General features: G+C 69.7%; 13 protein-coding genes, 1 tRNA gene and 1 pseudogene. 11 read left to right on the top strand and 4 right to left on the bottom strand.

Annotation, left to right across the window (positions count from 1 at the left end):
- Window positions 1-128: 128 nt before the first annotated feature.
- Window positions 129-1,082 carry a Ppx/GppA phosphatase family protein gene (locus SACHA_RS0103580; protein ID WP_019807263.1) on the top strand — a complete coding sequence of 318 codons (954 nt, stop codon included), beginning with the start codon at window positions 129-131 and terminating at the stop codon, window positions 1,080-1,082.
- Window positions 1,083-1,373: 291 nt separating this feature from the next.
- Here the strand turns inward: SACHA_RS0103580 and SACHA_RS0103575 are convergent, their stop codons facing one another.
- A complete protein-coding gene (locus tag SACHA_RS0103575; protein WP_019807262.1) occupies window positions 1,374-2,870 on the bottom strand; it encodes a S10 family peptidase in 1,497 nt (498 codons plus the stop codon).
- A gap of 33 nt (window positions 2,871-2,903) precedes the next feature.
- Here SACHA_RS0103575 and SACHA_RS0103570 point away from each other — a divergent pair, with 33 nt between their 5' ends.
- From SACHA_RS0103570 to SACHA_RS0103560, 3 genes are all read left to right on the top strand, one after another.
- Window positions 2,904-3,635 (top strand): uracil-DNA glycosylase, encoded by a 732-nt coding sequence (locus SACHA_RS0103570; RefSeq protein WP_019807261.1) that lies wholly within the window; start codon window positions 2,904-2,906, stop codon window positions 3,633-3,635.
- 170 nt (window positions 3,636-3,805) lie between these two features.
- On the top strand, window positions 3,806-5,128 hold the full coding sequence (locus SACHA_RS0103565) for an NAD(P)/FAD-dependent oxidoreductase (RefSeq protein ID WP_028662853.1): 1,323 nt from the start codon (window positions 3,806-3,808) through the stop codon (window positions 5,126-5,128).
- Between the two features lie 71 nt (window positions 5,129-5,199).
- Window positions 5,200-5,273, top strand: a tRNA-Leu gene (locus SACHA_RS0103560).
- Between the two features lie 174 nt (window positions 5,274-5,447).
- Here SACHA_RS0103560 and pip read toward each other — a convergent pair.
- Together pip and dxr are read right to left on the bottom strand one after the other, a co-directional pair.
- Window positions 5,448-6,425 (bottom strand): prolyl aminopeptidase, encoded by a 978-nt coding sequence (pip, locus tag SACHA_RS0103555; RefSeq protein ID WP_028662852.1) that lies wholly within the window; start codon window positions 6,423-6,425, stop codon window positions 5,448-5,450.
- A 343-nt stretch (window positions 6,426-6,768) separates the two neighbouring features.
- A pseudogene (gene dxr / locus SACHA_RS20075) lies at window positions 6,769-7,956 on the bottom strand (1-deoxy-D-xylulose-5-phosphate reductoisomerase).
- A 239-nt stretch (window positions 7,957-8,195) separates the two neighbouring features.
- On the opposite strand from dxr, the gene SACHA_RS20070 reads away from it, so the two are divergent.
- The 4 genes from SACHA_RS20070 to SACHA_RS0103520 are packed head-to-tail and all read left to right on the top strand — an operon-like array spanning window position 8,196 to window position 10,770.
- Complete coding sequence (locus tag SACHA_RS20070; RefSeq protein ID WP_232211800.1) at window positions 8,196-8,717, top strand: TetR/AcrR family transcriptional regulator; 522 nt, start codon at window positions 8,196-8,198, stop codon at window positions 8,715-8,717.
- A 48-nt stretch (window positions 8,718-8,765) separates the two neighbouring features.
- Window positions 8,766-9,992, top strand: a complete 1,227-nt coding sequence (locus SACHA_RS20065; RefSeq protein WP_232211799.1) for an FAD-dependent monooxygenase — start codon at window positions 8,766-8,768, stop codon at window positions 9,990-9,992.
- Window positions 9,993-10,049: 57 nt separating this feature from the next.
- Window positions 10,050-10,415, top strand: coding sequence for a type II toxin-antitoxin system RelE/ParE family toxin (locus tag SACHA_RS0103525; protein ID WP_019807254.1), 366 nt, complete (start codon window positions 10,050-10,052; stop codon window positions 10,413-10,415).
- Entirely contained in the window at window positions 10,408-10,770 is a 363-nt protein-coding gene (locus SACHA_RS0103520; RefSeq protein WP_019807253.1) for a helix-turn-helix domain-containing protein, read from the top strand. The genes SACHA_RS0103525 and SACHA_RS0103520 overlap by 8 nt, the downstream gene beginning before the upstream one ends.
- Window positions 10,771-11,115: 345 nt before the next feature.
- On the opposite strand, the gene SACHA_RS0103515 is transcribed toward SACHA_RS0103520, so the two are convergent.
- Window positions 11,116-11,748, bottom strand: coding sequence for a maleylpyruvate isomerase family mycothiol-dependent enzyme (locus SACHA_RS0103515; RefSeq protein ID WP_019807252.1), 633 nt, complete (start codon window positions 11,746-11,748; stop codon window positions 11,116-11,118).
- Here SACHA_RS0103515 and SACHA_RS26430 point away from each other — a divergent pair.
- The 3 genes from SACHA_RS26430 to SACHA_RS20060 all read left to right on the top strand — a co-directional run.
- Window positions 11,678-12,109, top strand: coding sequence for a hemerythrin domain-containing protein (locus SACHA_RS26430; protein WP_269634165.1), 432 nt, complete (start codon window positions 11,678-11,680; stop codon window positions 12,107-12,109). The two genes, SACHA_RS0103515 and SACHA_RS26430, sit on opposite strands and share 71 nt — an antisense overlap.
- A gap of 55 nt (window positions 12,110-12,164) precedes the next feature.
- Window positions 12,165-13,097 (top strand): non-homologous end-joining DNA ligase, encoded by a 933-nt coding sequence (ligD, locus tag SACHA_RS0103505; RefSeq protein WP_019807250.1) that lies wholly within the window; start codon window positions 12,165-12,167, stop codon window positions 13,095-13,097.
- A gap of 15 nt (window positions 13,098-13,112) precedes the next feature.
- On the top strand, window positions 13,113-13,821 hold a 709-nt coding region (locus SACHA_RS20060), incomplete at its 3' end, for a tryptophan-rich sensory protein (RefSeq protein ID WP_019807249.1).

Genomic DNA, 13,821 nt, shown 5'->3' with positions numbered 1-13,821 from the left:
CCGCCGGTGACGACACCGGTCCGAGCGCCGCGGCGGGGACGTCCGCCGCCGCTGGGGCCACACCGGCACCGTGCGAGTGCGTGCGGACCACGGAGGAGCCGGCGAGCCCGACCGGCTAGGGTGGCGGCATGCCACGGGTAGCCGCCATCGACTGTGGGACGAACTCGATCCGCCTGCTGGTCGCCGAGCTGACGCACCGCCACGACGGCAGCGTCGACCTGAGGGATCTGCACCGGGAGATGCGTATCGTGCGGCTCGGCCAGGGGGTCGACGCGACCGGCAGGCTGGCTCCGGAGGCACTGGAGCGCACCAGGGAGGCGCTGACCGCCTACGCCGTCGCCGCCCGGCGCAAGGGCGTCGAGCGGCTGCGCATGGTCGCCACCTCGGCGACCCGGGACGCGAGCAACCGCGACGAGTTCTTCTCGATGACCCGCGACATCCTCGGTGTGGAGGCTGAGGTGATCTCCGGCGACGAGGAGGCGCGGCTCTCGTTCGCGGGCGCGGTCGGCGAGCAGGACCCCGACGACGGGCCGTTCCTCGTCGTCGACGTCGGCGGTGGGTCGACGGAGCTGGTGCTGGGCACGTGGGACGGCAGGCAGGCGGATGTGCGCGCGGCCCGGTCGGTCGACATCGGCTGCGTCCGGATCACCGAGCGGACCCTGCGCAGCGACCCGCCGACGGCCGAGCAGGTCGCCGACGGGGAACGGCTGATCACGGACACCCTGGAACCCGCCTTCGCCGAGGTCGACGTGTCGACGGCGCGCACCTGGATCGGGGTGGCGGGCACGATGACGACGCTGTCGGCCGTGTCGCAGGAACTGCCCGAGTACGACTCCGAACGCACCCACCTGTCCCGGCTCACCCGCGCCGAGCTGGACGAGACCGCGCACCGCCTGCTCAGTGCCGACCACGACGAGCGCGCCGCCAACCCGGTGATCCACCCGGGCCGCGTGGACGTCATCGGCGGCGGCTCGCTGATCGTGCGCGTGCTCGCCGACCGGATCACCGACCTGGGCGGCCCGTCCGACCTGGTCGTCAGCGAACACGACATCCTCGACGGCATCGCCCTCTCCCTGGCCTGACCCCCACCCGGCCCCGCGAGTCGCCACCCCACACCCGCGAGTCGCCACTCCACGTCCAGCGAGTTGACGTTCCAGGACGCCGGGCCGCCGCGCTCCCCGGCCCGCCTCCGCCGGTATCTCGCGAGACCCCGTCGGGGCCGGTGCGGGCGTGAAAGGGTCGTTCCGCCTTCCCGAGGCGGCCTTTTCGGCGTCCTGGAGTGACCTCTCGGCGTCTTGAAGTGTCGACTCGGTGTCCCGCAGTGTCGACTCGCGGGCCCGAAGTGGCGACTCGCCGCGGGCCGGGTGTGTGGGTCAGCGGTTCGCGCTGGTGCGGACGAAGGCGGCGAGGTCGGCGGCCTGTTGGCGGCGGGACGGTTCGTGGACGTACATCATGTGGCCCGCCGGGTAGTACGCCGTCTCCACATTGGACCGGAGTTCGTCCGGGATGCGGATCTGCGCGAGCACGTGCTCGGCGGCATAGTACGGCGTGGCGCCGTCGTAGTGGCCCAGCGCCACGTGCAGCCGCAGGTGCGGGTTGGCGCGCATCGCCTTGCCGAGGTCGTCCACGGCCGACACCGAGCGTCCCTCGAAGTCCGAGTACGACCAGTTGCGGTTGACGTCCAGCGACAGCACCTCGTACGGCAGGTCGTTGGCGTAGCCGAGCTCGTGCCGGACGTAGTGGTTGAAGGTTGCCGAGTAGGCCCCGATGATCCGCGACACCGACGCGTCGTCGCTCATGTGCTCGCGGCCGCCGTCGGGCTCCCACGTGGTGAACCGGCCGTCCATCCGTCCGGTCACCAGCCCCCGGTCCCGCAACAGCTCGGTGAAGTACCGGACGTGCTCGATCCGCAGGTTCACCCGGTCCACATAGGACTCGGTGAGCCCGGTCAACCGCGCGAGCCGGGAGACGATGTCGGCCCGTTCGTCGGCACTGAGCCGTGCGCCCTGCCGCAGCGCCCACGGCAGGTCCCGTGCGGCGAACTCCTCGGCCTCGGCGAGCACCTCGTCGAGCGGGGTGTCCCCGTGCCTGCCGTGGTAGTGCGCGATTGCGGCGTAGGTCGGCACGTACAGCGCGTACGGCAGGTCGTTGCCCTCGGTGAACCGGATGGTGCCCATGTCCAGCACCGAGGAGACCAGCAGCAGGCCGTTGAGGTAGAGCCCGTGCCGGTCCTGCAGGTGCGCGGCCAACGCGGCGGCGCGGAGCGTCCCGTACGACTCGCCCGCCACGAACTTCGGCGACAGCCAACGGCCGTTGCGCGACGTCCACAGCCGGATCACCTCGCCGACCGACTCCACGTCGGGGGTGAACCCGTGGTGGTCGGTCGGCTTCTCCCCCTCGACGGCGCGGGAGTAGCCGGTGGAGACCGGGTCGATGAAGACGAGGTCGCTGTCCCGCAGCAGGGTCTCCGGGTTGTCCGCCAGCCGGTACGGGGGCGGCTCGGGCGCGTCCACGTCCCCCGAGACGGTCCGGCGCGGTCCGAGCACGCCCATGTGCAGCCAGATACTGGACGATCCGGGACCGCCGTTGAACGCGAACGTCACCGGTCGCGTCGCCGGGTCGGCGCCGTCGAGGGTGTAGGCGGTGACGAAGACCTCGGCCTTCGGCTTGTGCCCCTCGAAGGTGCCGTCGCTGAGCACCTCCTTGCGCAGCACGATCCGCCCGGTCTCGGCGGTGTAGTCGAGTGTGCCATCCGGCGTCGTCAGCGTGTGACCGGTGGTGACGAGGTCGTCGGTGGGGGTCGTCCCGTCCGCGGTGGTCGGTTCGGTGGTCGTGGAGCTGGCGGTGTCGGTGGTGTTGGTCTCCGGCATGGCCCCAACCTAGTCGTGCGCACAATGGGACCCATGAACACGTACCGGGAGGAGCCTGCGGAGCAGGGTGCCGAGGCGCTCGCGCGGCTCGACGCCGCCGTCAGCCGGTGCCGCGCCTGTCCGCGCCTGGTGGAGTGGCGCGAGCACGTCGCCGAGACCAAGCGGGCGGCGTTCGCCGACCAGACCTACTGGGGACGTCCCGTGCCCGGCTTCGGCCCCGCCGACGCCGCCCTGGTGCTGGTGGGCCTCGCTCCCGCCGCCCACGGCGGGAACCGCACCGGACGCATGTTCACCGGCGACCGCTCCGGTGACGTGCTCTTCCAGGCCCTCTACGACGTCGGCCTCGCCTCCCAGCCGACCTCGGTGCACCGCGACGACGGCCTCACCCTCCGCGGCACGCGGATCACCGCTCCGGTGCACTGCGCCCCGCCGGCGAACAAGCCGACCCCCACCGAACGCGACACGTGCCGGCACTGGCTCGCCGACGAACTCCGGCTGCTGCGCCCGACCCTCCGTGCGGTGGTGGTGCTGGGCGCCTTCGGCTGGCAGGCACTGCTGCCCGTGCTCGCCGAGGCGGGATGGACCCTCCCCAGGCCCAGGCCGAAGTTCGGCCATGACGTGCGCGTGACGCTGGACGGGCCGACCCCGTTGCACCTGCTGGGCTGCTACCACGTCTCGCAGCAGAACACGTTCACCGGCAGGCTGACCCCGGAGATGCTCCGGTCGGTGCTGGCCGAGGGGGCCGCGCTCGCCGGGTTGCGGTGAGGGCGACCCCGGCCGCGGGCAGGCGAGGGTGACGCGCCTCGCTACCGTGCGGATCGCGGCGATGACCTGGAGTATCAAGCATCTGAATCGTTTGGGAGATACGGCGACCCTGGTCACAGCCGGGGAGGGGTCTCTGCCGTTGACGGCCCGCCGGTGAAACCATGGGTGACATGGCAGTCAAGTCGGAACCGACGCGGATCCTGATCCTCGGTGGCGGGTACGTCGGCCTGTACACGGCGCTGGGCCTGCAGAAGAAGCTCAGGGCCAATGAGGCATCCGTGACCGTCGTCGACCCGCAGCCGCACATGACCTACCAGCCGTTCCTCCCGGAGGCGGCGGCGGGCTCCATCGAACCACGCCATGTCGTCGTGCCGCTGCGCCGGGCCCTGCGGCGGTGCCACGTGCTCACCGCCCGGGTGACCGGCGTGGAGCACGAGTCGAAGACGGTGACCGTGGAGGCTCCGGACGGGCACACCGAGCACCTGGGTTACGACGTCCTGGTGGTCGCGCTCGGTTCCGTCGCCCGACTGCTGCCGATCCCCGGCCTCGCCGAGGAGGGCATCGCGTTCAAGACGATCGGCGAGGCCATCTACATCCGCAACCACGTCCTGACCAAGCTCGACGAGGCCGCCAGCACGCTGGACCCGGAACTGCGCAAACGCTTGCTGACGTTCACCGTGGTCGGCGGCGGGTTCGCCGGGATCGAGGCGCTGGCCGAGCTGGAGGACATGACCCGCGACGCCACGCGCTACTACGACACCATCGAACCCGACGACATCCGCTGGGTGCTGGTGGAGGCCGCGGGGCGGATCCTGCCCGAGGTGCGCGAGACGCTGGGCGTGTGGACGGCCGAGCAGCTGGAGAGCCGGGGCATCGAGGTGTACCTGTCGACGGCGGCGAAGTCGTTCGAGAACGGGCACGTCGTGCTCTCCGACGGCACCGAGTTCGACACCGACACCATCATCTGGACCGCGGGTGTGAAGTCCAATCCCGTGGTGGCCGAGTCCGACCTGCCGACCGACAAGCGGGGCAGGCTCCAGGCCACGGCCTCCCTTCAGGTGGCGGGCCACCCCGACGTGTGGACGGCGGGCGACGTCGCGGCCGTGCCGGACCTCTCCCGCACCGAGGAGGACCCGAGCGCCACCTGCCCGCCGAACGCCCAGCACGCGGTGCGCCAGGCGCAACACATGGCGGGCAACATCGTCAAGGTCATCCGCGGTGGCAGGCCGAGCGACTACTACCACAAGAACCTCGGCTCGGTGGCCAGCCTCGGACTGCACAAGGGCGTCGCCGACGCGATGAAGCTCAAGATCAAGGGCTTCCCGGCGTGGCTGTTCCACCGCGCCTACCACGTCAAGGCCATGCCGACGGTCAACCGCAAGGTCCGCATCCTGCTCGACTGGATGCTCGGCGGCCTGTTCCGGCGCGAGACCGTCTCCCTCGGGCAGATCAACAACCCGAAGGAGGAGTTCGACCGCGCCTCCAAGTCGTGACCCCGGCCCCCGCGCGGCCGACCCGGTGAGGCCGGGGGACAGCCGCGCGGGCGGGGCTTTAAGCTACGGGTGCCCCCGTAGCCCAATCGGCAGAGGCGGTCGACTTAAAATCGACGCAGTGCGGGTTCGAGTCCCGTCGGGGGCACTGTTCGCGCTCCGGCCGAGACTCTCACGGCGTACAACCACGCCGTGACTCGCGCGGGTGGTGCGCTGGCCGTCGCTAGTGTCGTCTACGACATCGCGAACGGAAAGCCAGTCGGTTCGCCTTGATACAGCGTGGTTCACGCTACGCCAGGAGGGCGGGAGAAGGCGCCGCCGATTACCCGGGCTCGTCCTGGACGAAGTGGTCGGTGGCGGCGGTAATAGCCGCGGTCATGCTTCCGCCACGGTGACCCGTGTCGTCGAGGACCACCAGTTCACTTCCGGGCCAGGCCCGGTGCAGTGCCCACGCCCTGTCGAGTGGACCGCTGACGTCATAGCGCCCGTGGATCAACACGGCAGGAATCCCGTGGAGCCGCTCGATGTCACGCAGTAACTGCCTCTCGTCCAGATAGCAGCCGTGGGACCAGTAGTGGGTCACGATGCGAGCGAACGCGAGCTGAAATGCCGGGTCGGCGACCGACAAGTAGGGCGCGGCGTCGGGGGCCAGCGACATGTGGGTGTCCTCCCACTCGCACCACCCACGTGCGGCCTTGGCCCGGACCTTGGGGTCGGGATCGTGAAGCAGCCTGCTGTAGGCAGCCGACAGGTCGCCGTCGCGTTCGGCGGCGGGCACACCGTCGCGAAACCGCTCCCACTCGCGCGGGAAAACCCGGCCCATGTCACGAGTGATCCAGTCAGTGTCGCGCCGGTTGCCGTTGGTCACGGCTGCGAGCACCAGTTCGGTCACCCGCTCCGGATATGCCTGCGCGTAGGCGAGACCGAGGGTGACGCCCCACGAGCCACCCTCCACCAGCCAGCGCTCGATTCCCAGGTGGACCCGCAGCGCCTCGATGTCGGCGACGAGGTGCTGGGTGGTGTTGGCCGACAGGTCGACGACCGGATCGGCCGCCGAAGGGGTGCTGCGCCCGGAATTGCGCTGGTCAAACAGGACCACGCGGTAGCGGTTCGGGTCGAACAGTCTCCGCAGTCTCGGAGAGCTCCCCGACCCGGGACCGCCGTGCAGGGCGACGGCCGGCTTGCCGTCGGGGTTGCCCGACACCTCCCAATACAGCGAATGGCCGTCGCCGACCTCCAGCATGCCTGACTCGTGCGGCTCGATCGGTGGATAACGCCCGTCGTCGGATGTACTCGCCATACAGGCATGATCGCGCTGGTGCTCCACGAGAGGAAGGGGCTCGCCGCCGCACGGATTCCTCAGATGGTTGCCGGTGTAGTGGCGCTGCTCGGCGCAGGCGGTCCCGTGTCCCACTTACGCCCCGCAATCAGCGTGAAACGGCGACAAGAGACCACGGACGCCGATGGGTTGCGAACGTGAACGTCGCAGGGGGAGGGCCTACCCGGTTTACCCCCGGGATCGCCCTCGTCGTCTCACCCGAGGATGCGTCCGTTGCCCGGGGCCAGGCCATCCCGTCGAACTGCGTATAGGTGATCAGGCCATCCTCTGGCCTCATCCGGCAGGTATGTCGTAATGCGAGCCATTACTGATACGGCGCCCATCGCCGTGCCAGTTCCGCAGCTCGCGTTCGTGCCCAGGCGTCCGCGGCGAGGATCGCGTCCAGGGTCCGGTCGTTCGCGCCGTTGTGCTCGGCCACCACGTCGGCGACCGTATCGACGATTGCGAGGAACGGCAGCTGTCCCTTGAGGAATGCGTCCACGCACACCTCGTTCGCCGCCTTGTAAACGGCAGGGGCTACCGCTGGTTCGGCCGACCTCCCGGGCCAGGGCGACTGAGGGGAACGCCTCTTCATCGAGTGGCGACAGTTCCCAGGTGTGTGCCTGGGACCAGTAGATGCAGGTGGTCGCGCCAGGTAAGCGGTCCGGCCAGGAAAGTCCGAGGGCGATCGGCAGGCGCATATCTGGCGGGCTGGCCTGAGCAAGAGTTGCGCCGTCAACGAACTCGACCATCGAGTGGGTCACGGCCTGCGGATGCACGACGACATCGATCGAGTCGAGCGGTGTATCGAACAGCAAGTGGGCTTCGATCACTTCGAGCCCCTTGTTGACTAGTGTCGCTGAGTTGATTGAGATCACCGGGCCCATTGACCACGCTGGGTGGGCCAGTGCCTGTTCCGGGGTGACGCCGGCCAGTTGCGCCCGCGTCCGATCGCGGAAGGGACCGCCGGTCGCCGTGAGGAGCAGCTTCGCAACCTCCTCGCTGGTTCCGCCGCGCAGGGCTTGAGCCAGCGCTGCGTGCTCCGAGTCGACCGGCACGATCTGGCCGGGTTCGGCGGAATGCATGACTACAGGTCCACCGACGATGAGCGACTCCTTGTTGGCCAAGGCCAGTGTGCTGCCGGCGTTCAGGGCGGCCAATGTGGAGGAGAGATTAAGCGCTCCAGTGACACCGTTGAGTACCACGTCGGCGGGCCAGGCCGCGACTTCCTCGATACCGGATTGCCCGTGCACGATCTTCGGCAACTGACGAGGCACACCTCGGTGCTCTGCGATCGTCTTGATTGCCTCAGCGAGTGAGTCGACCGCCTGCTCGTCGGCTACCGCCACTACGGCTGGAGCGAGGTTGAGCATCTGTTCGGCAAGAACCCCAAGCGACCCCCACCCGCTGCCAGGCCGACAACTGTGAACCGGTCCGGGTTGTCGAGCACTACGTCGACGGCCTGGCTTCCGACTGAACCTGTGGACCCGAGGAGTACGACTTCCTTTCCCATGCCCACCCTTCCGCTGCCGAAGGCAGTCAGGCAGAACCTACCGGTCCGGTAGCGCCACCGCTACCGGCTCGGAGTCCCACGTACGCGCCACAATCAGCGTGAACGGCGACAAGAGATCAAGAAAGCCGATGGGTCGCGAACGCGAACGTCATAGGTTCAGGCCAATGTACCGATCCGCCAGGTGGCCCAGTTACTCCACAGCCCTCGCCGCAAGGGTTGAAAACAAAAACCAGTATGGTTTGAAGTCCGGCTACGAACTCTTCACCACCCACGGGCTGCGGAAGGCCTCGCTGGACGAGCTCGTCGCCCCGGCCGGCATCGCCAAGAGCAGCTTCTATCAGTTCTTCGACTCCAAGGAAGAGCTGTACCTGCAGTTGATGCTGCGTGAGACGGGCTCGATCAAGACGCGGGTCATCGACCGGGCGCTCCTCGCGACCGACGACACGCGGGAAGCGCTGCGTCGGTTCCTGCGCGCCACCCTCGACGAACTGGCGACCAACCCACTGTGGCGACGGCTGATGACGCATCCCGAGGAGATGCAGGCCGTGGCGCGCAAACTCGACCCCGAGCGAGCCGCCGCGATCGTCGACAACCCCGCCACCGCCCTCGTCGAGTACGTGACCGAGAAAAAGGCCCAGGGAGAACTGGTCGACGTCGACCCTGCCGTCGTGGTCGGTGTGCTCCAGACGGTCCTGCTCGCCCCGCGCAACGCCGAGCACCTCGGCGACCCCGCCACCACGAGACGATCTTCAACCTCCTGATCGACATTGTCGCCACGGGGCTCACCCGGACACGGAGGACGGACTGACATGACGCACAGGGCCATCATCGTCGGTGGCGGCATCGCCGGGCTCGCCACCGCACTGCGACTGCACCAGATCGGCTGGGAGCCGCTCGTGCTCGAACGGGCTCCGTGTCGACGGTCCGGTGGCTATGTGGTGGCCTTCTCCGGCATCGGCTACGACGCCGCGGAACGCATGGGTGTGCTCCCCGCCCTCACCGAGCGGCACATCACACCGGACATGATGGTCTACGTCAAACCCGACGGCGACCCGCGCTTCACCGTGCCCGGCCCGACGGTGCGTGCGATGCTCGGCCCGCGCGCGCTGAACATCCTGCGTGGCGACCTCGAAGACCTGCTGCACGCCGCCCGCCGCGACACCGTCGAGATCCGCTTCGGCACCACCGTCACCGCGATCACCCAGGACGACCACGGTGTCGAGGTCAGCCTGGACGACGGCACCGTGGAGCGGGCACACCTGCTGGTCGGTGCGGACGGACTGCACTCGACCACGCGGCGTCTGGCATTCGGCCCCGAGGACACGTTCCGGCTCGACCTCGACCACATGGCCGACGCGTTTCTGCTCGACCGACTGCCGTCCTGCGTCGAGGCGGGCACCACCGCGACCCTCACCGACACCGGCCGCACCCTGGCGATCATCAACCTCGGCGCGGACCGGTCCGCCGCGTTCTTCGGCTACCGCACCAACCGGCCGATGGCCGACCTGGCCGAAGGCCCCACCACGGTCCTGCCGCGCGTCTACGGGGACATGGCATGGGCCGCCCCGGACGTGCTCGCCCAGCTCCCGGATGCCGGGTCGGTGTACTTCGACACGATCAGCCAGGTGCTCGTCGACCGCTGGAGCCGCGGCCGTGTCGTGCTACTCGGAGACGCCGCATGGTGTGTCACCCTCTTCGCCGGATTCGGCTCCTCGCTCGCTGTCGCCGGAGCCGATCTCCTCGGTACGGCATTCGCCCGACACCACGGTGACGTGCTCGCCCGCCCTGGACGACTGGGAGAGCCAACTCCGCCCGAAAGCGGAACGGAAACAGAAGCTCGGTCGCCGGGTCCGGGGCCTCTATGCCCCCGCCGACCAGGTTCGGCTGTGGTTGCGCGATCTCCCACTGCGGTTCGCCTCGTACCGACCGGTGTCGGCCCTGATCCAGCGCAGACTTCAGCTCGGAGCGTGATCCGCGAGCGAGCGTCTGACTGCGGTGGAGGCCCTGACTCTCCCCAGTACTGTGCAGTCGCATAGGCGGACCGTGCGTGACGCGCATATAATAGCCAGGTTATAGTGCCCCAGTGGGCTGGAGTGTCGAACTGGTCGACAAAGGTCGAGACTTGGTTTCTCGACCTTTGTCGCACCGATCCGGACAGCGCGGACCGGGTCGAGGAGGCGATCGAGGTGCTGGAACAGCGCGGTCCTGGCCTCGGTAGACCCTTGGTCGACCGGATCAAGGATTCCAGCGTGCACAACCTCAAGGAGCTACGCCCTGCATCGGCAGGTGGGACCGAGATAAGGATCTTGTTCGTTTTCGATGTTGAACGATGTGCAGTACTCCTTGTTGCGGGTGACAAGTGTGGGCGATGGAAGCAGTGGTACTCGGACGCGATACCGCTGGCAGAGAAGCGGTACCACCGGTATCTCACAGAGTTGGAGGTCGATCTCGATGGCTGACTGGCAGCAGGTTCGGGCGCGTAAGCAGGAGATCGACCGAGCCGCGGGACGGGATGTCGAGACGGCGCGTGCGCGGGCGAAGGAACACACCGATGCCTACGTGCTGGGTTACCGACTGAGCAGCCTTCGTGAACAGGCAGGGCTGAGTCAGAAGCAGGTCGCCGAACGGATGGGCGTCAAGCAACCCAGAGTAAGTGCGATCGAGAAGGGCGGCGTCACCCAGATGGAATTGGAGACGATCCGTCGTTATGTCGCTGCGCTGGGTGGTCGACTGCGTCTGGTCGCCGGATTCGACGACCACGACGAGGTCGTCTCGACCACGATGTCGGGTCCGGAGGAGCGGGCGACCGCTTGAGGCGTTGTCTACCGTACCGGGCCGTTGCAGGCCGTCATACCTGTCCGGCGCTGCAGTGGTCAGGTCGCTGCACCGTGGGACGGGAACTCGCGCAAGCCGCAGTCGAGCGTTGCCGATGCGGAGGGGCAGGTGCGATTGGTCGAGTCCGTGCAGCTAGAAACGGAGTCGGTTCTCCATCGCGTCCGAAGCCTGGAGATCGAAACGGAGACCCAGCCGCCGTCCCAGGAGTCCGAAGCGTTCGGATGCAGCGGAGCCCGGGGATCAGTTTGATGTGATCGCCGCACTCGCTCCCGATCAGTATCGGGGCCGGTGTCATTCGGAACTCCGGCCGGCCTCCCGGACTGATCACTTTCCGATGCGGGAGGCGAGGATCGGTTGGCCCGGGCCGGTCAGCTCCTGCACGGCGCCGGTGCGGCCCGCCATCGCCATGAGGAGTGCCTCGCCGGGGCCCTGCACGATCCGGCCGCGGCCGGCGGACCAGTCGACGTCGGTGGCGACGAGGCGCAGGCCCCTGGTACGGCGCAGGGCCCCGAGCGGGGGCGCGACGAGCGCCAGGCGCAGGGCCGTGACGAGCCGGTCGGCCGGGATCTCCCGGTGGTGGCCGAGTGCGCGCCGGATGTCCTGGTGGTGGATCAACCCGTCCTCCAGCGCGCTCACACCGCCGCTCGCCCCGTGGAACCCGCGCGGGTCGGCGTACCGCTCCAGCAGCGCGACCAGCTCGTCCGTCGGCAGCGTGGTGTACTCGGCGACGCCGATCTCGTTCATCGCGGCCAGCGACCGGCCCCGGCGGGCGCGGTCGAACAGGGCCCGTGGGCCGAGTTCGTCGTAGCTGATGGCGTGGGCGACGACGTCGCGCACGCGCCATCCCGCGCACAGGCTCTCCACGTTCCACTGGTGCGGCGTCAGTGTGCGGAGATACCGCGCCAGCTCGGTGCGTTCCTCCCGCGCGAAACGGCGGGTGCGTTCGAAGACGGCCATACCGTATGCTCCCACGGCCGCGGAACACGTCCGGACCACCGGTGCGGATGGAGCGCATCCGAGGGTAGGGACCGCTCTGGCCCTGTGCCGGGGGTTGGAGCACCACCACCACGCGGAGGACGACGGCACCTTCCCGCTGCTCGACGAGGCGAACCCGGAGCTCGCAGGCCTGCGCGCCGAACACGAGGCGATCGCGGCGCTGCTCGACCGGCTGCGCACCGTCGTCGCGGACGAGGGGGCCGACGCGGGTGCGGTCGCCGAGCAGGTCGGGCAGCTCACGCGGCAGCTCGAAGCCCACCTCGACCACGAGGAGCGGGAGATCATCCCCGCGCTGAGCTCCCTGGGCGCCGCGCGGGCCTGACCACGGACGTGCCTCTCGTCCCCCGGTGGCCCGGCCGCGCCGCTACCGTGGGGCCATGGGCAGCGACGACGCCGTCGAGGTCGACGTCGGGGGCCGCACGGTGCGGATCACCCACCCGGACCGGGTGTACTTCCCGGAGCGCGGGGCGACCAAGCTCGACCTGGTCGAGTACTACCGCGCGGTCGGCGACGGCGTGGTCCGCGCCCTGTACGAGCGGCCGTGCATGCTGCACCGGTTCCCGGACGGGGTGGCGGGGGAAAAGGTGCACCAGAAGCGGGTGCCGCGCGGCGCGCCCGACTGGCTGGAGACCGTGCGGGTGTTCTTCCCCCGCTACGGCCGGACCGCCGACGAACTCTGCGTCACCGAACTCGCCCAGGTGATCTGGGCGGTGCAGATGTCGACGGTGGAGTTCCACCCGTGGAACTCCCGCAGGGCCGACACCGAGCACCCGGACGAGTGGCGCATCGACCTCGACCCGATGCCACGCTGCGAGTTCGCCACCGTGCGCCGGGCCGCCCACGTCGCCCGCGAGGTGCTGGACGAACTCGGGATCGTCGGCTTTCCCAAGACCTCGGGCGGCAACGGCCTGCACATCTACGTCCGGATCGCGCCGCGGTGGGACTTCGGGCAGGTGCGGCGGGCGGCACACGCCTTCGCCGTCGAGGTCGAGCGGCGTGCGCCGCGTGCGGTGACCACCGCCTGGTGGCGCCGGGACCGGGATCCGACGGCGGTGTTCGTGGACTACAACCAGAACGCCCGCGATCACACGCTCGCGTGTGCATACTCGGTGCGCGGGTCGCCGCAGGGAACGGTGTCCACCCCCGTCCGGTGGGACGAGATCGACGACGTCGACCCGCGCGACTGCACCATCGCCACCGTCCCCGGCCGGTTCGCCGAACTGGGTGATCTGCACGCGGGGATCGAGGACGTGGCCCATTCCCTGGACACCCTCCTGGAGTGGGCCGACCGCGACGGCCTCGACTCCTGACCCCGAGGGGGCACCGTGCCCGACAGCACACCAGGCGGCACCACTCCGGACGGCACCCCCGGGGACAGCACCGCCGGGGACGGCACTTCCGGGGACGGCACTTCCGGGGACGGCACTTCCGGGGACAGCACCTCCGGGGACAGCACCTCCGGGGGCGGAGCACTGCTGGGCCGGTCCGGTGACGGGCGTGGTCGGGCCGGGCGGATGCGCACCGACCGTGTCCGGGCGGTCGCGCTTCTGGCGGTGGCCGTACTCCAGATCGTGGCCGGCGCGCTCGGCGGCACCGGCGCCTGGGGGGAACCGGTCGGCACGGTCGCCGACGCCTACCCGCACCCGCTGCTGCCCGCGGGGACGGCGTTCTCCCTCTGGTCGGTGATCTACGTGGCGGTGCTGGCCCTGGCGGTGCGGCAGGTGCTGCCGTCCCAGCGCGGCCGCGAGGTGCACCGGCGGACCGGATGGTGGCTGGTCGGCGCGGGGGTCTGCAACGTCGCCTGGGTGGCGTTGTTCGGGCAGCGCTGGGTGCTCCCCGCGCAGGTCGTGATCGTCGCCCTGCTCGGCTGCCTGGTGGCGGCGTGGGTGGCGGCGAGCCGGGTTCTCGCCCGGGACCGGTGGGACCGGCTGCTGCTGCACGGTCCGGTCGCCCTCTACACCGGGTGGGTGGCGGTGGCCACGGTGGTCGGTGCCGTCACCACGGCGGTCGCGCTCGGGGCGGCCGTGTCCGTCG

Origin of the sequence: Saccharomonospora halophila 8, assembly GCF_000383775.1 — a bacterium.
Taxonomy (GTDB): domain Bacteria; phylum Actinomycetota; class Actinomycetes; order Mycobacteriales; family Pseudonocardiaceae; genus Saccharomonospora; species Saccharomonospora halophila.
This window is presented reverse-complemented; position numbering and strand designations above follow the sequence as displayed.

What these genes read in the sequence shown, in the direction of transcription:
- SACHA_RS0103580 (WP_019807263.1), top strand. Translation starts at nt 129, where the DNA reads ATGCCACGGGTAGCCGCCATCGACTGTGGGACGAACTCGATCCGCCTG.
- SACHA_RS0103575 (WP_019807262.1), bottom strand. Translation starts at nt 2,870, where the DNA reads ATGCCGGAGACCAACACCACCGACACCGCCAGCTCCACGACCACCGAA.
- SACHA_RS0103570 (WP_019807261.1), top strand. Translation starts at nt 2,904, where the DNA reads ATGAACACGTACCGGGAGGAGCCTGCGGAGCAGGGTGCCGAGGCGCTC.
- SACHA_RS0103565 (WP_028662853.1), top strand. Translation starts at nt 3,806, where the DNA reads ATGGCAGTCAAGTCGGAACCGACGCGGATCCTGATCCTCGGTGGCGGG.
- pip (WP_028662852.1), bottom strand. Translation starts at nt 6,425, where the DNA reads ATGGCGAGTACATCCGACGACGGGCGTTATCCACCGATCGAGCCGCAC.
- SACHA_RS20065 (WP_232211799.1), top strand. Translation starts at nt 8,766, where the DNA reads ATGACGCACAGGGCCATCATCGTCGGTGGCGGCATCGCCGGGCTCGCC.
- SACHA_RS0103520 (WP_019807253.1), top strand. Translation starts at nt 10,408, where the DNA reads ATGGCTGACTGGCAGCAGGTTCGGGCGCGTAAGCAGGAGATCGACCGA.
- SACHA_RS0103515 (WP_019807252.1), bottom strand. Translation starts at nt 11,748, where the DNA reads ATGGCCGTCTTCGAACGCACCCGCCGTTTCGCGCGGGAGGAACGCACC.
- ligD (WP_019807250.1), top strand. Translation starts at nt 12,165, where the DNA reads ATGGGCAGCGACGACGCCGTCGAGGTCGACGTCGGGGGCCGCACGGTG.